We start from the raw sequence: 18815 nt of genomic DNA on the forward strand, positions 1-18815 counted from the left end.
AATGATTGTAGATATTAGCTATCAAAATACAGATGATGTTGAAAATAGAGTTACTGTTGTTAGAGTAAGAAAATCATCTAAAAGAGATTATCTCTTTGATATAGAAGTCTTAAGAAGTATTTGTTCGGATTTAGCAATGTCCTTTGATCGTATGGGAGGCGAATTTTATAAAGATTGTTTTAATAATTTTGTAATTAATGCTAAAGAGGATGCTGTTATTCAAATTGAAATATCATGGGAAGATACATATCTAGGAATAATATCATCTCAGAGTTTGCCATACTAAAAAAGTAATGGAACAGTACTTAAATAAAATTTCTAATCCCTTGTGGTAAGAAATTTTCAACAAGCATCCCTTTGTGAGTACTTACATTTTTATATAAAAATGAATGGAGAATTAAAATGACAAAGAAAGAAGAAGCTATTTATCTACTTGGATTATTAGGTTATAAATTTGATGACTTCGAGAATGCACTTAAATTATTAGAAGAAAATGAATTTAATAATCTTGTAGATTTTTATTATGAATTAGAAAATTATAATATTGAAAATGAAACGGCAACTAGAATTTCATTAGCAGGCTGTTATCCAAAAATTAAAATAAAAAATGGCGACTGGTGGGAAGTTGAAGAATTGATGAGAAAGTGCAATGTTTCAATCTAAGTAAAAATATTTGTAAAAGGTATAAAAATGAGAAAAGGAACTTTTTCAGTACAAAATGCAACTACACATTCTACTAAACATAACTCAAGAGAAGAAGCTCCAAGATATTTAATTGGCTTAGAAAGTGGAAAATCAAATTATTATGAATTGATAGTTGAAGATGAAGAGTTTGTTGAAAATGCTAAGTTAAGATACAAAGAATATGTAAAACAGAATATGCAAAAGAAACAAATCCCTGGATTAATCAAAGAAACTATTTTAACTCTTAAAGAACATCAAAATGAAAATGATGTTAAAGCATTATTCAAAGAATTAAATAAAAAATATGGAGGACACTTTTTAACAGAAGTTTCTATCCATAGGGATGAAGGACACTTTGTAAGAAATGATATTGCATATTATCCAACAAAGAATATTTTACAAAAAGAAAATGATTGGTATATCTGTTCTAATCCATATATCAAGAAACCAAAAAAAGATGATTTTGATATAAAAGTAAATATTAATGAATTTAAAAAAGTTTATAACTATCATGCACATGCTAAGTTTTCAATGTTTGATATGAATACAGGTAAAACTGCACGAATAGATAAAAAAGCTATGAGTAGTAGAATTAAATTTATAAGTAAATATCTAGGTTTAGATTATGGTCCAGGGAAAGACCGTTATATTAAGAAATCAGTTAATCAAATTAAAGATGAACATTTAGCAGTTTCTAATGAAAAGATTAAAGAATTGGCTAAACAAAAAGATTTAAAGCTAGAAATTGCAAGAGTAAGAGAAGAGCTACAAAAAGAAAAAGCAACTAGAAAAGATTATGCAGCACTTGAAGAATTAAACAGAAATTTAAAAAAGAAAATTAGTAATAAACAAATAACAATAGATGAAATGCAAAATGAGATTGATACTCTTAACGAGCAATTCAATAATAACATCAATCCTATTGAACTTGAAAAAGAATTAGAAAGAGTTTTAGATGAACATTTAGAAGAGCAGGAAGTAAAAGTAAGCTTATTTGGTAAAGAAACTAAATCAGTAGTTGAAGATAAGTTTTCTTTCAAAAGTGCATTAAGTAAGCTTATATCAAAAGGTGCAGTTTATTTATTGAAAAAATATAATGAGTTGAAAACAAAATATGAGCAGTTACAAAAACAATTTAACAACTTAGAAAAAGAAAATATACATTTAAAAAGTTTGATAGAAAAATTAAAAGAAAATTATCAAGATAAAAAAGAATTAAACATTGTTAGTAAAAAAAGAAATTTTAATAGATAAGAATAGTGAGTATTTTATATGATTACAAATTGACATATTTTTATAGATTAAAATTTTTTTAGTCTATAATTATAAGAGATATAGCAACTATTAGATATATTACAAATTTAACAAATAAAGGGAATTAAAGAATAAATGTGTAAGCCAGTTATAAAATGGGTTGGAGGAAAACGCCAACTTTTAAATGAATTAAAAAAATATATGCCTAAAAATTTCAATACATACTTTGAGCCTTTCATAGGTGGTGGGGCTTTATTTTTTGATTTAAAAATAAAAAAAAGTTTTATAAATGACTATAATTCAGAGCTAACAAATTTATATGAGATTATTAAAAACAAACCTAATGAACTTATCAAAGATTTAGAAAAGCATCAAAACAATTCAGAATATTTTTATAAGACAAGAGAATTAGATAGAACACCCGAAAAATATAAAAGATTATCAAAAGTAAAAAAAGCAAGTAGATTTATATATCTTAATAAAACTGGTTTTAATGGACTTTATAGAGTAAATAGAAGTGGTCAATTTAATGTGCCATTTGGTAAATACAAAAACCCTAATTATGCCGATAGTGATAATATTTTAGCTTGTAGCGAATTATTACACGATACAACTATATTAAATGGAGACTTTGAAATTATAAAGAAACATATTCAAAAAGGTGACTTTGTATATTTTGACCCTCCATATGTTCCATTGAATGAGACTTCAAGTTTTACTGGTTATACAGACAAAGGCTTTGATGAAGATATGCAATTTAGATTAAAAGAATTATGCGACTATATAAATAGTATTGGAGCTTATTTTATGTTATCTAATTCGTATACTAAATATATAGAAAATTTATATAAAGAATATAATTTAATTACAGTTCAAGCCAATAGAGCTTTAAATTGTAAAGCTACGGGAAGAGGAAAAATAAACGAATATATCGTTATAAATTATGAAATTAATAAGGAAAAATAATGTCTAAGATAACAAGTCATACTTCATGGGAAAATATTTTTAATCAATATAATGTTTTAAGTGAAATTAGTCGAAATAATTATTTTGATATTACGGCAGACCAAATAAAAGCTGTTGATGGTAAAGAAGCGAGACTTATGACAAAAGTTGATTTTAGACAAAGCTTACCCAATATAATGAAGCAAGAAGAACTTTCTATTTTAGCAATAAAAAATGGTTTATATAGAATTGCAAAAAATGACCCTTTTATTAATATCAATCAAAATATAGAAACTGAAATTATTGAATTAGAAGCACCTTCAAATATAATAAGTATTGACCCATATAATATAAAAAGCGAAAGTGCTGCATTAGATATTGCAACTATTACAGAAATGGCTAATACTGTATTTGGAGAAGAGAGTAGTTTATCAATTAGAGGAAGGTTAAGAGGCTCATTAAATTTTAATATTGGAACTGTTCCATATAATATTGACGGAGTTCAAATAGAAGTTGATGGAGGCTACGAAGGTAATTCCTCAATAAATTTAATTGAAGCAAAAATTGGTTATCGTGATAATATTAATATAAGGCAATTACTTTACCCTGAATTATATTGGAAAAATGAAATTAGTAATAGAAAAACAATCAAGAGCTATATTTTTTATTTACAAGAAGATATTTATAGATTCATTCCTTATATTTATGATGGAGTAATAGGCTACGCAGACCACGCAAATGAGAAAGCATTTAAATTTAAAGAGCCTTCTTCTGATTTTTCTTTATTTAGTATCGAAATAAATGAAAATCATATATGTTTAAACACTCCATTTCCACAAGCTGACAAATTTGATACTATTCATAGTATGTTAATTTTAATATCAGAACACCCATGCATGACAAAAGAAGAACTAAAATTAAATTTTGATATCGTTGATAGACAAATAGATTATTATTACAATGTTTTAAAATGGTTAAAACTTTGCGAAGAAGAAAATGATTGTATGGTCTTAACTACAAAAGGAATAGAAGTTCTTCAATTACCTTTTAAAGATAGAATTATTGAAATATCAAAGATTGTATTTTCAGAACCCATTTTCAATAATTACTTAAATGATAGAGAAGTAAATCTTCAATTATTTCAAAGATATAATGTAAATAGTGAAAGCACTAAGAATAGAAGACTTCAAACTGTTAAGGCTTGGGTTTTATACTTTAAGAATATCGTTGAAAATTAAGAGTAGAAGTAATTATTTACTTCTACACTCTTTACACCAACTTTGGTTAGTTGCATTACCGCTAATTGTTCTATAACCAAATAGCTTATCTAACTCAACTGCTGTCGTTGCTACTTTTCCACATTTTGGGCATGAATGTGGTAAATTTATTTTTCCTGACATTTTTTTTCCTTTATTCTTTTCTCATCATAATTTTTAAAGTTTCTTCACTGTATCCTCTGTTTAGTAATTCTTTTGCAGCATATCTAGAACTTATGCCATCTTTAGATTCAACCATTTCTAATAACTTTTCGTCATTATATTTAGAAAATTTTTCAGTTCTTTCTTCCTGTTGTTCTACAACTTTTTCACTTGTTTCTTTGACAAAATTAAAAACTTTTTTTAGAGTACTTATTAATTCCACTTGATACAACCTCACTTTAATTAAATTATAATTATAAACATCATAATATAATTATTATTATTTCTAAATTAAAGTAATAAAATGCACATTATAAAAATCAATCAGATATGTTTAAAAAATGAGTAGAACAGAATAAGAAAAATGGCGATATGAATTATGTAAAACAAAAGAAGAAAAGCAAAAGATCATGAAGGTAAGAACTGGTAGTAACTTTCCTAAAATCTTATTCTATATATTTAAAATTATTTTTTCTTTTCATCATTAAAAATTAAAAGTAATAAAAATTAGTGTCCTTTTTTATTCCCCATTTCTATTAGATTATATTTGACATAATGGCATCTATCATGTCCCTACCACTATCAGGGGATAGTTTCGCATATCTTAAAGTCATATTAATATCTTTATGATTTAAAAGCTTTTGAATGGTATATATTGGAGTACCTTTAATTGCTAAGTTACTTGCAAAACTATGCCTAAAGGTGTGAATAACAACTCTATTTTTAGCATCACTTTTTTCAAGACCTTCATTGAAAAGTTCATCTAAGATAGGTTTTAATCTTTTTTGTATTTCTCTTAATTTTGCTTGAGTATTATTTATTTGAAATATATAATCATTTACACTAAGAGTTTTTAGCTTTTCATTTAAGATGGTTGCTGTTTCTTTAGTTATAAAGCCTGTGTATGTTGTACCATTCTTGAAGTCTGTTAAAGTAATATTTCTTTCCTCAATGTTTATGTGCTTTTTTTGAATATTAAGTGTTGTTGTTGCTCTTGCACCTGTAGAGAATGAAATTAAACAGAATAGATAGAGAAGTTCATTATCTCTAACATTGTCAAGTAACAGTTGAATCTCACTTAATGTTAAAAATCTTTCTCTTTTATTATTGATTTTGACCCGTTTGATTTTATTAAGAGGATTTGTACCTTTATAAACATCATTGTTAATAGCATAATTAAAAATTGTACTAAATAATGTGAGTATATGATTTACAGTTTTTGGTGCAAGTGTTTTAAGCTTCTCACGTTGCAGTTTTTGAATATCCTGTATAACTATAGCATCTAAGTTTTTTTTGCCGAATATAGGCTTTAAATGAGTGTTATATCTATATACTTCATTGTCTTTACTTTTTTTATTATGATGAACTTCTCTATATTCAAAATATTGCTTTGATATATCATCTAAAATTAATGTTGTTCTATTATTTCTAGCTGCAACTTTTGGCAGGTCTTCACCTAATCTAATTTTTGTAATAATTTCATTTCGTTTTGTGTTACAATAATTCTCTCTTATACCTTCAGAGAATTTACCTATTTTTAATTCTTTATCTTTTAAGTTTTCATCTTTATATCGTATGTAATAAGTTTTATCAGGCTTACTATTTGTGGTAGAATGTATGTAATATACACCTATGAATTTTGTTTTATTTCTATTAAATGCTTTTCCCATTTTTACCCTTTCTCTCCCCATCTTAAATAAAATAAAGTGCTATAATTTGTAAATAACATGATATAAGAAAAAGGAATTATCGAATACTATAAGTACGATATATGCGATGATGTGCGAGTAAATTGATTGAAGTTAAAGTGAATTGATATATAGTGATAAATCGCTAATATATAATTTCGGCCCCGGCGGTTACAGGTTCGACTCCTGTCAGGCGTACCATTTAGAAGCCCGATTTAATCGCTCTTTGTGAGTGTTTAGGTCGGGCTTTTTTTATGTCTAAAAATTAAAGTGATGCCTATATCACACTAATAGATTAGCATTTTCGTCAAATGATTTTATTAGGAAAATATAAAGATATTTTATACTATTTAGTCCTTACTCTTTTCATTCTATCTTTATAAGATTCCTTATAAAACTCTTTTGCTTTAGGACTTAAAAAAGATTTATCAATTAAATCTTCTACTTCTAGATATGAATCTTCAATAAATTTCATAATTTTATTAAATCTAATTTCAGGTAAATCTATAAACTTAGCAAAAGTTTTGAAATCATTATAAGTATAGTAACCATAAGCTTCATAAGTATCCGTATAATCATCTAATAAATCTATTGCCATATCTCCATATTTTTCATTTATATGAAATCTTGTGTTTAATAAATCATAACTTGGTGTTAAAAAGTATTCATTAGAATCTGCTTTACTATACAAAGAAAAGTTTTTAAGATGAGCATCGCCATTACATATTAGATAGTTTAAAATAATTCTTTTAAAAAAATCTTCTTGTGATACTATACTAGATGCTACATGTTTTTTTATCATCTTTGCACAATCTAAATAACTACAAGCATCATACTTATAATTTTCTCCATGAGTTACTGGTGTTATTCCCATAATTCCAGCAAAATCTTCTTGATCGTATTTTAAAGCTGATACATCATCATAATCAAATCTCTTTGTTATATAAGCTAACTCTCCATCACTAAATCTAATCAAACCACTTGAAGCTGTAGGAATTTTAAATATGTTCTTTGAGATAAGCATTGATAAATGTTCATTTGCCACAATATCTTTTTCATTTTGAATATGTCCATCCCCATTAGTAATAGGTTTTAAAATATATCTTCCATTAGCTGCAGTGGGTATTAAGTCTTTCTTTTCAAAAGTTAAAGAGATTTTATCTTGAACCCCAGAGATTGACATTCTAGGCGATAATTCTGCTCTTTTTTTAGTAAATTCAATTCTGTCAAAACTTAAAGGATTTGGCACTTTCCCATTAAAAAGCTCTTTAATACACTTTGGACAATAGTTATTTCTTAGTTTTTTATTTTCTGATAAACAACCCAAACATATTTTATCTTCCATTTTTATATCTCATCTTTTTCTATAGTAATAGAACCTATTGTGTTCTCTTTTGTTGTTAATAATAATCTTGAAAAATCATCATTTTTATCAATTCTAAGTTCCTTGCATTGAATATCTTTTAATTTACCTTCTGCCAATAAATTATAAAAAAAAGGAAATAAACTTTTTGATGTAAATTCCTCTTCTTGTAAAGGGAATGTTAGACTAATAGCTTTTGCATTATCTTTATTTAAATACTCTTTATCATAAACAAAGCTATAGCTATTGTCATCAAACTTTGTAAGTAAACCAGTAAAGGTGTTATTTCTAAAAACTTTTGCTCTTTGCATTATTTAATCTTCACTTTGATATCTAATTCCATTCCTAATACATCTAAAAGTTTTTCTAGTGTTTTAACCGTAGGATTAGCTTTTCCATTTTCAATCTCAGATATTGAAACATAATTAACACCTGAATAATCTTGTAAATCTTTTAGTTCAAGATTTAATTCTTTTCTTCTTTTTTTTATAGTTTTACCTATTTTAGCAGATGTTACTTCCATTTTAATACCTTAATATGTATTCTTATTTAGTATATAAGTTAAATATGTTTAATTATATATCTATAAAAATTAATATTTACTTTAAATTTAAGTTATATACTAAATAATATGATACGAGTTGATAATATTTGAAAAAAGACTTCATATTTAATATATATGTTAAATTAAAAATATGATAAACTCAATTTACAAAAATAATTGGATTCTAAATGTTTAAAAATGGTTTATACGAACAACTCATAAATAATTTGATTTCAAATAAATTAAATTCTTTGGATTTGGAAACTATTTATTATAAAACTACTGCTATTGAAAAATCGGAAGCTTCTAATTTCTTAACACAATATATAAGTAACTTTATTAATCATTCACTGAATTTAATAAGTGGTGAAAATAGTGTTGAAACCAAGATAAATATCATAAATAAAATAATCTTATTACTTCAAAGTGAAATAGAAAAACAAGATTTTAAAGATAATTTACTTGATATTAATACTTCTATTTTAAAAGCAGTTATACCAAAACTTGATTCTCATATAAAAGATTTTGACACTTATATTAAAGAAATCACTCCATATACAGGTCTTACTCAAAGTGAACTTTTTACGGGAAGTAATGCTGGAGTTTCTTTAGAAAGTGAAATAAAAAAAGAGATACTTTCTTCTGACAAGATATATTTTCTGGTCTCTTTTATAAAATGGTCAGGTATTAGGATATTTGAAAAAGAGTTAAGAGAATTTACTAAAAGAGGAAAAAAACTACAGGTTATTACCACTTCATATATGGGAGCAACTGATTTAAAAGCAGTTGAATTTTTAGCAAGTTTACCAAATACTGAAATTAAAGTTTCATATAATACAGCAAATGAAAGACTACATGCAAAATCTTATCTATTTTTTAGAGATACGGGTTTTCATACTGGATATATAGGTTCTTCCAATATTTCAAAAAGTGCACTTACAAGTGGATTAGAATGGAATTTAAAAGTAACAAATTCAGAAATTTCACATATAATAAAAAAGTTTGAAAAAACTTTTGAAACATATTGGGAAGATAAAGAGTTTGAAGTATTTACACAAGCAGAAAAACAAAAACTTCAAATTGCACTAAATAATGCTTCGACAAAAGATACAAATAATTTCTCAACTTTTTTTGATATAAAACCGCATCATTATCAAGAAGAAATTTTAGAAGAACTTCAAGTACAAAGAGAGGTTCATAAACGTTACAAAAATCTTTTAGTTGCTGCAACAGGAACTGGAAAAACAGTTATAAGTGCTTTTGATTATAAACGATTTAAACAAAATAATCCAAGTGCAAAACTTTTATTTGTAGCTCATCGAAAAGAAATCTTAATACAAGCTAGATCTACGTTTCAAGCAATATTAAAAGACAATAATTTTGGTGAATTATGGGTTGATGGAATTACTCCTTTAAGTTATGAGTACTTATTTACCTCTGTACAAACTTTACAAAATAATATTGAAAAACTCTCTCTTACAAAAAACTATTATGATTTTATAATAATAGATGAAGTACATCACATAGCTGCAAAAAGTTATAGACCAATTTTACAAAAGTTTGAAGCAAATATTCTCTTAGGACTTACAGCAACACCTGAGAGAATGGATAATGAAAATATTCTAGATGATTTTTGTGGTGTAATTGCTTGCGAGATTAGACTTCCTGAAGCATTAAATAGAAAACTACTTTGCCCTTTTCAATATTTTGGAATTAGTGATAGTGTAGATTTACAAAATATAAAATGGCAAAATGGGAAATATCAAACAAGTGAACTAAATGATGTTTTATCAAGTGAAAAAAGAGTTGGTGAAATTATTGCAAAATGTGAAGAATATCTAAGAGATATAAATGATGTCTTAGCAATTGGCTTTTGTGTATCACAAGAACACGCAAAGTTTATGAGTGAGAAATTTAATGAAGTTGATTTAAAAGCAGATTTTCTTATAAGTGGAAGTTCCAATAGAGATGATGTGAAGTCAAGATTATTAAAAAAAGAAATAAACTATTTATTTGTAGTTGATATCTTTAATGAAGGTGTTGATATTCCACAAATTGATACTATCTTATTTTTACGTCCAACTGAGAGTTTAACTGTGTTTTTACAACAATTAGGGAGGGGACTTAGATTTGCTGAAAACAAAGAGTGCTTAACTGTTTTAGATTTTGTAGGAAATGCTAGAGATGAATATGATTTTGAAGGTAAATTTAGAAACTTAATTGGTAAAACCTCTAATAGTGTAAAAGATGAAATAGAAAATGAATTTCCTCATTTACCTTTAGGATGTTCAATAGTCTTAGAAAAAAAAGCTAAAGAACATATTTTAAATAATATTAAAAAAGCAACTACACTTGGTAGAAGAAAACTAATATCAAAAATAAGAAATTATGAAAATCAGACAACTTTAGCACTTACAATTAGAAACTTTACGAAGATAAATCATCTTTCCTTAGAAAATTTATATAAAAAAGATAGTTTTTCTAAATTGTGTTATGAAGCTAATATTGTAGAAGATTTTAATGAAGTTAATGAAAAAGAGCTGATAAGAGCAATTTCTAAAAAATGGCTATTAACAAGATCTCATAGTTATTTTGAATTTATTTTAGAACTTATAGATAATAATTTTGATTTTACAAAAGAAGTTATGGAAAAAAATAAAAAATCATTTTTGATGCTTTATTATGATTTCTTTCAAGACCCAAATATGTTTAATAGTTTAGACGAAGGAATAAAATATATAGGAAATAATAAAATCTTAATTAAGGAATTAAAAGAGGTAATTGAAATTTTAATAGATAAAATCACTCATATTGAAAGTGATTTAGATTTACCATATTTTTGTCCAATAAAACTACATTCAAGATATACAAGAGAACAGATATTATCAGGTTTTGGGCAAAATAGTTTTCATAAAAAATCAAATAGTAGAGAAGGTGTTTTAAATATAAAAGACAAAAATACTGAACTTTTATTTGTAACATTAGAAAAAACAGAAGATAAATATTCCCCTACAACTATGTATGATGATTATGCAATAAATGACAGATTATTCCATTGGCAATCTCAAAATTCAACTAAGCCAGACTCTCCTAAAGGTTTAAGTTATATTAACCACCAAAAAGAGAATAAAAATATTATCTTATTTGTAAGAGAATCAAGCCATAATGAAAATAAAAATGTAATGACATATATATGTTTAGGGAAGGTTATTTATAAAAGTCATTATGGAAGCCAACCTATGAGTATTACATGGGAACTTGAAAATAAAATACCACCTTTTTTATGGAAAAATATTGCAAAAATGGCAGTGGGATAAGTTAAAAAGTAACAACAAATTTCTGTAGTTTTTTAAGACAAATATCAATATATAAAGCATTAAAATTTGTATTTAATATAAGTATTTGTTGAGATTGAATATACTATTAGAATTATATTCTAGGAGTTGTAGTGATTAATAAGTTAAAAGAAATAACATATTTAACAATAAAAGATTTAAAAAAACAATCTATTATTCTTCCTGGTAAATATTCTGATATTTTTGAGAACTATGCAAAGGAATTAGAAGTAAACCTTGATGATGAAAAGGTTATTTTAAAAGACTTACAGAAAGATACTGAATATGTTGATAAAATTGTTAGAAAAACAAATGACAACTTAACAGCTTTAAAAGCATCAACTTCAAATGCAAGAAAAGCGATTCAAAATAAAGATGAAGAATCTTTAAATAATATTAATAATGAATTAGAAGAGATGCAAAAACAGATAAATACCTTACAAAAAGAGCTTTTTTCTGATCCTTTAACTGGCGCATATAATAGAAAATGGTTTTCAGATTATTATTTAAAAGATGATTTATTTGTAAATGATGGTTTTATTGTTTTTATAGATTTAGATAAGTTTAAATTTATCAATGACAATTATGGACATATTGTAGGTGATCAAATTTTAAAATACTTGGTTAACTTTTTACAAAAAGAGTTAGATAATCCTGCCGTAGATATTTTAAGATATGCAGGAGATGAATTTATTGTATTATTTAATAAAAATAAATCATCAATTTTAAATCCTGATAAAAAAATGAAAGAAACTCAAGATAAACTATCTAAACTAGTTCTAACATCTTCAAAAATTAAAAAATTGAAATTCACATTTTCATATGGAATTACACCTTTTAAGAAAGAAGATAACATAGAAGATATACTTGTTATCGTTGATAAGCTTATGTATAAGAATAAAGAAGAGAATAGATAATATAAGTAATCTTTACTTATTAACTCATACACAATTTTATTATATTATGTTCAATTAAGTTATTATACAATTATAAAAGTTAGTTTAAAATAATTATAGATAATAATTATAAAATTTTTATTAACTCATTAGACACCTTAAAATAGGCTTCAGAGATATTTAAAGGTAAATTTAGAAGCTCAAATAAAATAAAATAATTTTGTTTAAGCTTACTTTTAACAATAGATATGCTAGAATTAGACAAATAGAATATTATTCATATTCATATTAAGGAAGAAAATGCCATATCTAGTTGCATCTATTATTACAATTGTAACAGCTATGACTATTTTACTTACAAGATATGAAGCTGATGATAGTACTATAAAAGCGGAACTTGAAAATATGAGAGTTATGTTTTCAATGATTGATGGTTTTGTTAATACTTATGTTGATAGTGGTGGAAATTTAACTATTATTAATATTTTTGAATTAGGGAATGATGGAATATTGCTTTCAAATATGGAAGTTTTTCCTGATACTGTAGATGAAGATTCAACTTATTTGGAAAAATTGAAAACTACAACTATTTTACCAAATAGTAATGTTGTTTGGCAAATTATTCCAAATAATGCTGATGCTAGTTCTTATAAAATATTAGTTGATATGAGAGCTAGTGGAGGATTAATGAGTAAAGCTGTATTCTCTGAAAACTTCTCAGGTAGAGAATTTTGTGAAAAATCGCTTTTTGGTACAGCAGAATTAACTTTAAATCAATTTGATGGAACAGATGATTTTAAAGATAGTGGAGGTACAACTAAAGATGGAATCTTTGTTTGTACTGTATTTAAGTAATTGGTGTGATTTATAAAGGTTTATAAATTATAAACATTTGGTAGGTTGGTAGGAAAAATTTAAATTAATAAAAAAGGATTAAAATGCCACAGTTAATAGCAATGGTTATAGTAGTAGTTGGAGCAATGATTTATATGTTCCAAACGTTTGGTGGAACAGGTGATAAAATTGAAGGTATCGCACAAAAGTCTAGTATTATTACTGAAATAAATAATATTAAAAGTGGTGTACAGCTAGCATTAAGATCTGAAGTTGTTTATAATACTTCAGAAACAGAATCAGTTGAAAATAGTTTAGCGACTAGTTTAAGTGGAATTGCTTCATTAGAATTTTTCCCTGAACAAATAAATAATCAACTAATAGATAATGCGGTAACGAATACTTATAATGCAATTTCTTTTGGGGCAAGTGATAATATGGAGATAACATTAGTCTTGCCATCTACAGATGCAGCTGCAGATGAAAGTGCTAGACCAGGTCTTTTTATAGATATGAGTAAAGGTAATTTAGCAACAAATTCAGGGTTTTTAGAAAAACAAGTAATTAATGATTTAGAATCTTTAGCATCAATAGACGAACATGCTATAAGTACAACAGGATATAATGCTTTAGATAATGATGGGGATATAACTGCTAAGACAGCTGCTAGTACTGGTTCAGATTTAGATGGTATGTTTACAATTTATTTCAAAGATTTACCTAGAGGTTCAATTAGGAGTGAGTAGTAACATTTTAGGCTTTTTAGCCTAAGTGTTATCTAAAATAAAAAATGAGTATTATCCTTTAATATTCATTTTTTACTTTATAAAAAGGGACAAATACAAATGTTAGGAAATATATGGCTATCATCAGCACTCATTGTTACAGCTATATATTCTGCATCATCTGTATATAAGTCATATTCTGATGCCCAAGAAGCAAAACAAATCCAAGAAAACTACGAAATTATATCTGATATAAAAACTCTCTTAGCTAAACAATACAATAAAAATCCAGATGAAGTTACACGTGATGAGATTATGATGCACTTACCCGTTGGTGGAAATTGGGAAAAGGTATTACTTTTAGATAGGAGTACTTCTAGTACTCTTGAAAATGATGCCTTGGTTGATGTTGATGGTAACTTTGTACTAAATGAAAGTGAGCAATTAAAACTTTTTGCTTTAAGAGCAAAATTGAGTAATTTATCAGATACTAATACAGAAGTCTTAGATGAAAGTACAAAAGATTATACTTTTACTGTTGGTAAAAAAGATAAAAATATGGTAAATAAAAATATATCAATTGATGAAAATGTAGAAAAGGCCATAGAGTATTTAAGTACAACAATTTTATATTCTACATTAACTAGTGCTGAAATTGAAACTAAATTAAATGAAGCAATAGAAAAATACACTCCTTATAGTGATATATATCAAGATATGAAAAAGAGTGAAGCAGAAGTGATAGATGATGCTGAAGTAGAAATAAGAAAGAAAGCATTTTTCAAAAATAGAATAGAAGAACAATTACTTTTAAATGAAAATGCAATGGAAACAAAATTATATTATTACTTGAAAGATATATTATGATTAAAATATTTTTAATGATGTTAGCATTTTTTATGTCACTAAACATTTTAAATGCAGAGGATTCGGAGTTTATAAAACAGCAAGAATTACTTTTAACAGTAAAAACTATTATTCAAGAAGAAGAGTCCATAGCTAGAGCTTATGAAAGTTTTATTATTAATAAAAAAAAATTACCTGAAGTATTCTCAGATTTAGTAAGTGATGAGTATCTAGGTAGTGGATTTACTTTGACACCTTTTGTAGTTGGAGATACCGTATCTATTAATGATTTTGGCTTTAGAAAAGGGATAAATAACAGATTTAAAGATGCAAATTTTGATGGAATATCTTTAGAGGATAAGCTTAGTGTACAAAGATTATATGAAAGTGATTTATTTAGAAAAAAAACTTATTTTTATGATAGCGATACAATAGGTATAAAACTTGATGATGAGTTTGCAAAACATTTATATTTCTTAAGTTCAACTGCTGGATTTAATTTAGTCGATTGTGCTGATACTCCTAAAAAAAGATATTGTACAGATGGAGATGATATTTATATCTATGATAATGATTCCCGAACAAATTTATTAATGTATTATTCAATAGATAAGTTTAAAACAGGACCAATTATTATTACTAAAGAAACTTCTTTTCATATTACAAGTGATGAATTTAATTCTATACCAAAAGGTGCTACGCTATATGATACTAATGCCGTAAAATATATAAAAACAATAAGTTCTATTGAAGTGGTGAAATAATGAAAATATTAATAACAATACTTTATTTATGCCTTAGTTTTTTAAATGCAAAAGATACATTATATGTACAGCAACAAAATGTATTATATGTACAAAACTTAATAGAAATAGAAGAGAAAATAGCAAGTAATTTTGAAAAATATCTATTAAATGAATTTAAAATACCAGAAATGAGTGATTTAAAAGATGATGGATATTTAGGAAAAAATTTTAATACTACAAATAAATTTAGCTTAGAAGATATAGATTTTATTTCAAATGAGAACTTAAAGATAAGATATGCGATTACAAAGGAAAACTTACCACTTTATATTAATGGATTATATAAAAGAGATTTATATCGGGATATGACAACTGCTTATGAAGATAGTGATTCTAGTAAATCATATGTATCTTTTGAATTAAAATCAAAAGTTGCAGAAAATATTTTAGATATTTTAGAAGGTGGATTTACTATTGAAAGTGAATGTTCTAATTCTTTAAAAGAGACTTATTGTGTTACGAATCTAAATACTATTAGATGGTATAATGCAAGTTCAAATTGGATTGAATATAATAATGAGAAATTTGAAGATGGAGATGTAACTATAAGCACTAGTGGACTTCTTACAAGTTCAAAATTAGATGACTTAAGTATTGGAGTCTTTGTTTTTGTAAATAATGGCGATAAATATTTGAAAACATTTTCTGATGTAATAAAGGTTAATTAAATGAGATTTATACTTTTGATTTTATTGTTAATAAATATTAGTTTTGCAAATACACAAAATATATCTAGAATGAATGCTCTAAAAAAAGTTATTCAAAAAGAAGAATATATAGCTTTAGCAATTAATAAGTATATCTTGCAAACGGGAAGTCTTCCTCTTACAGAATCAAAGGATTTTGATTGGACTAAACTTGATAATGAAGATTATTTAGGTAAAAATTTTAATAAAAGTAATCCTTTAACTTCAAAATATATAGATGTTTACTATAAGAGTGGCAACTTTTTTATTAAAGGAGTAATCGATGATAATATTTCATATGATGAAGATTTAAAATATTTATATAATTTTTATACAAGTAGAATATTTAGAGTAAATACTTTAGCACCAATAAAAATAATAGAGGATGGTGAAAATAATGACTCTCAAGTTATTTATTCTTCAATTCAAAAAGAGATAGTAAAAATTCTTAATGATCCAGAAACTGATGCAATTACAACTATAAAACTTGATAGTCAAGAGTGCCCCGCAAATGAATATTATTATGAATTAAAAGGTAAAGAATTAACATTAAAATTTTGTAAAGATGAAGTTAGTCCAAGTTCTAATCGAGGTATTAGTGTATATCAAGAAGCTCCTATTTATGCTGAAAATTGGGAAGATTTACTATATATTAAAGCAAAGATTGGAGATAAGGCTTATGCAAAGAAAAATGGCACATGGTATGAATATTATTATCAAGGAGATACATCTATTCGATGGGTTCCTTCTTATTTAGGTTCAACAATAAGCGCAGAAAATGAGAGTGAAAATGTAGAAGATTTGATACTCTCATATATTCCTGATTCAAAAGATTTAGTTTTTAGGCGAGATGGTGGATGTATGTTAGCAAATGGAGATATATTTTGCTGGGGAAATAATAAATATAAAAAAGCTGGAATTGAAAACTATGGACAATTAGATACATCATTAAGTCCAGATTATGTAAATACACCAGTAATGCTAAAAGTTCAAATTGATAATATAACTAAAATTGAAGATGATAAAGGTAATAAACTATCAAGATATGACAAAAAATGGTATAACAATCCTTATAGAGTAAAATTCGAAAAAATGGGAATGAATAGTTCAAATGTATGTGGAATATCTCCAATCTTTACATATAAACTTGACGGGCTTGAAAGAAAAATTGGAGGGGAACTATATTGTAATGGTAGTGTATCCTCAACATATTTTGAAGATTTAGATAGTAGTACTAAAATGACTTCAATTTTAAAGAAAAATAAATTTTTCACTAAAGGGAAAACAAACACCGAGACAGATACCCCTGTATATTTGCAAGATATAGTGATGGTAGAAGATACTACGGTTGTGTTATCAGATGCTGGAGATATTTACACTTTTGGAAGAAATTATAAAGGTGCTTTAGGAATCGGAAGTGATGATAAGTTTATTGCTAAAAATACTCCTGAGAAGATTAATGGAGAGACTATTTTTAAAAAGATTTTTGCTCTTAGAGATATAAAAGGACTTGGAGCTATTGATGAAGATAACTTTTTTTGGATTTGGGGAGAAACATCATCTGGAATAGTTTATAATAAACCTACACTTTTAGATGAAGTTAGAAGATATAATAAAGATGCAATTTTTGTAAATACAAAAGAGTTTGTATTAAAAGGTGTTGATAATAATTTTTACCAAACTACAGGTACTAATTCAACAAAATTATTAGCGAATATTCCAAGTACAGCAATAAGCGTATCTGTTTATGGAGACTTTTATACATATATAAATGAAGACTTAGAATTAAAAGCGAGTGAAAGTTTAAGAGTATGTATGCAAGCAAATGAAACTGATAAATGTACAGCAAATGCGAATAATTATATATTCGATACTTCATTTAATGAACTAAATGAAAAATCAAATACTGTAAATAATAAAGATTATGCAAACTTCGCAAATGTATCAATTTTTAAACTTGATAGTGTGATAATTGAAGATTTTGAAGATTTTGAAGACTATAAATCTAGTGATATCCCAAATGGTTGGAATAATGCTAAAGTTACGGTTATTGAAGATGATGGAACAGATGAAGTTCCAGTAACAACATTCTTAGGAAATTTTAAAATAGGTTCATCGATTGATAAGGTATATTCATTTCCTGAATATAAAAATAATGAAGTAGATGTAGAATTTGATTTTTATGAAATTGATACATGGGATTATGAGAAATTTATTGTTAAATTCAATGGAGAAACCATTGTTGAAGATAATTTTATTCATGATGATCATACAGAATTAACTGATGTCAAAGATAATGGGGAATCTCTTCAAGCTGTATCCTCATCTGGTGGTTATAATGATGGTGACCAAAAATTTCATTATAAGTTTAGAACAAATTTAGATGGTAATGGAGATTTAAAGATTGAATTTAGTACAAGAGGATTAGTTGAAGGTGATTTTGGGAAAAACAAGTGGTCATATGCTCAAACTTTAGGAGATGAATCGTGGGGAATTGATAATGTACATGTAAAAGTAAAGGAAACAAATAAAAAATTTGTATGTGCTATGACAGGTTTAGGTAGTAAGTCTCAGATGTATTGTTGGGGGAATGTCGCTAGAAGCATACCTATTTTAAGCACATCTTTATATGATATGAGTAAAATAACTACTATTAATAAATTATTTATCACTCAAGAAGATGAAAAAAAAGTCCAAATGTCAGATAGCTTCTATAATTCAAATGGAAATTTATTTCTAAAATTTCCTACATATATTGGAGGATTTGATTATGGTTTTTATTTTAAATAAG

19 protein-coding genes are annotated in these 18815 nt (G+C 25.9%); 13 read left to right on the forward strand and 6 right to left on the reverse strand.

Annotated features, from left to right (window positions below; translation table 11 throughout):
• Position 1 precedes the first annotated feature (1 nt).
• From KO488_RS06235 to KO488_RS06255, 5 genes are all read left to right on the forward strand, one after another.
• Positions 2-286 (forward strand): hypothetical protein, encoded by a 285-nt coding sequence (locus tag KO488_RS06235; protein ID WP_216057932.1) that lies wholly within the window; start codon positions 2-4, stop codon positions 284-286.
• A 116-nt stretch (positions 287-402) separates the two neighbouring features.
• Positions 403-663, forward strand: a complete 261-nt coding sequence (locus KO488_RS06240; RefSeq protein WP_216057933.1) for a hypothetical protein — start codon at positions 403-405, stop codon at positions 661-663.
• A 27-nt stretch (positions 664-690) separates the two neighbouring features.
• Complete coding sequence (locus KO488_RS06245) at positions 691-1938, forward strand: hypothetical protein (RefSeq protein WP_216057934.1); 1248 nt, start codon at positions 691-693, stop codon at positions 1936-1938.
• 135 nt (positions 1939-2073) lie between these two features.
• Positions 2074-2904, forward strand: a complete 831-nt coding sequence (locus KO488_RS06250; protein WP_216057935.1) for a DNA adenine methylase — start codon at positions 2074-2076, stop codon at positions 2902-2904.
• A complete protein-coding gene (locus KO488_RS06255; protein WP_216057936.1) occupies positions 2904-4121 on the forward strand; it encodes a type II restriction enzyme in 1218 nt (405 codons plus the stop codon). The genes KO488_RS06250 and KO488_RS06255 overlap by 1 nt, the downstream gene beginning before the upstream one ends.
• Positions 4122-4133: 12 nt before the next feature.
• Here KO488_RS06255 and KO488_RS06260 read toward each other — a convergent pair whose 3' ends face one another.
• From KO488_RS06260 to KO488_RS06285, 6 genes are all read right to left on the reverse strand, one after another.
• Positions 4134-4283, reverse strand: coding sequence for a hypothetical protein (locus KO488_RS06260; RefSeq protein WP_216057937.1), 150 nt, complete (start codon positions 4281-4283; stop codon positions 4134-4136).
• 10 nt (positions 4284-4293) lie between these two features.
• A complete protein-coding gene (locus KO488_RS06265) occupies positions 4294-4524 on the reverse strand; it encodes a hypothetical protein (RefSeq protein ID WP_216057938.1) in 231 nt (76 codons plus the stop codon).
• A gap of 313 nt (positions 4525-4837) precedes the next feature.
• Positions 4838-5971 (reverse strand): tyrosine-type recombinase/integrase, encoded by a 1134-nt coding sequence (locus KO488_RS06270; protein ID WP_216057939.1) that lies wholly within the window; start codon positions 5969-5971, stop codon positions 4838-4840.
• Positions 5972-6335: 364 nt separating this feature from the next.
• On the reverse strand, positions 6336-7334 hold the full coding sequence (locus tag KO488_RS06275; protein WP_216057940.1) for a type II toxin-antitoxin system HipA family toxin: 999 nt from the start codon (positions 7332-7334) through the stop codon (positions 6336-6338).
• 2 nt (positions 7335-7336) lie between these two features.
• Complete coding sequence (locus tag KO488_RS06280; RefSeq protein ID WP_216057941.1) at positions 7337-7663, reverse strand: HipA N-terminal domain-containing protein; 327 nt, start codon at positions 7661-7663, stop codon at positions 7337-7339.
• A complete protein-coding gene (locus KO488_RS06285; protein ID WP_216057942.1) occupies positions 7663-7875 on the reverse strand; it encodes a helix-turn-helix domain-containing protein in 213 nt (70 codons plus the stop codon). Before KO488_RS06285 ends, KO488_RS06280 begins: the two co-directional genes overlap by 1 nt.
• Positions 7876-8084: 209 nt before the next feature.
• Between KO488_RS06285 and KO488_RS06290 the strand changes: the two genes are divergently transcribed.
• From KO488_RS06290 to KO488_RS06325, 8 genes are all read left to right on the forward strand, one after another.
• On the forward strand, positions 8085-11213 hold the full coding sequence (locus tag KO488_RS06290) for a DUF3427 domain-containing protein (RefSeq protein ID WP_216057943.1): 3129 nt from the start codon (positions 8085-8087) through the stop codon (positions 11211-11213).
• A gap of 131 nt (positions 11214-11344) precedes the next feature.
• On the forward strand, positions 11345-12148 hold the full coding sequence (locus KO488_RS15385) for a GGDEF domain-containing protein (protein ID WP_216057944.1): 804 nt from the start codon (positions 11345-11347) through the stop codon (positions 12146-12148).
• Between the two features lie 279 nt (positions 12149-12427).
• A complete protein-coding gene (locus KO488_RS06300) occupies positions 12428-12982 on the forward strand; it encodes a hypothetical protein (protein WP_216057945.1) in 555 nt (184 codons plus the stop codon).
• 83 nt (positions 12983-13065) lie between these two features.
• Positions 13066-13707, forward strand: coding sequence for a hypothetical protein (locus KO488_RS06305; RefSeq protein WP_216057946.1), 642 nt, complete (start codon positions 13066-13068; stop codon positions 13705-13707).
• A 99-nt stretch (positions 13708-13806) separates the two neighbouring features.
• On the forward strand, positions 13807-14553 hold the full coding sequence (locus tag KO488_RS06310; protein WP_216057947.1) for a hypothetical protein: 747 nt from the start codon (positions 13807-13809) through the stop codon (positions 14551-14553).
• Complete coding sequence (locus KO488_RS06315; RefSeq protein WP_216057948.1) at positions 14550-15296, forward strand: hypothetical protein; 747 nt, start codon at positions 14550-14552, stop codon at positions 15294-15296. Before KO488_RS06310 ends, KO488_RS06315 begins: the two co-directional genes overlap by 4 nt.
• The gene (locus KO488_RS06320; protein ID WP_216057949.1) at positions 15296-16006 is read left to right on the forward strand and encodes a hypothetical protein; all 711 of its coding nucleotides are present in this window, start codon (positions 15296-15298) and stop codon (positions 16004-16006) included. The genes KO488_RS06315 and KO488_RS06320 overlap by 1 nt, the downstream gene beginning before the upstream one ends.
• Complete coding sequence (locus KO488_RS06325) at positions 16007-18814, forward strand: RCC1 domain-containing protein (protein WP_216057950.1); 2808 nt, start codon at positions 16007-16009, stop codon at positions 18812-18814.
• Position 18815: the final 1 nt, after the last annotated feature.

Origin of the sequence: Poseidonibacter lekithochrous (assembly GCF_018861145.1) — a bacterium.
In the GTDB taxonomy this organism is placed as follows: Bacteria; Campylobacterota; Campylobacteria; order Campylobacterales; family Arcobacteraceae; genus Poseidonibacter; species Poseidonibacter lekithochrous_A.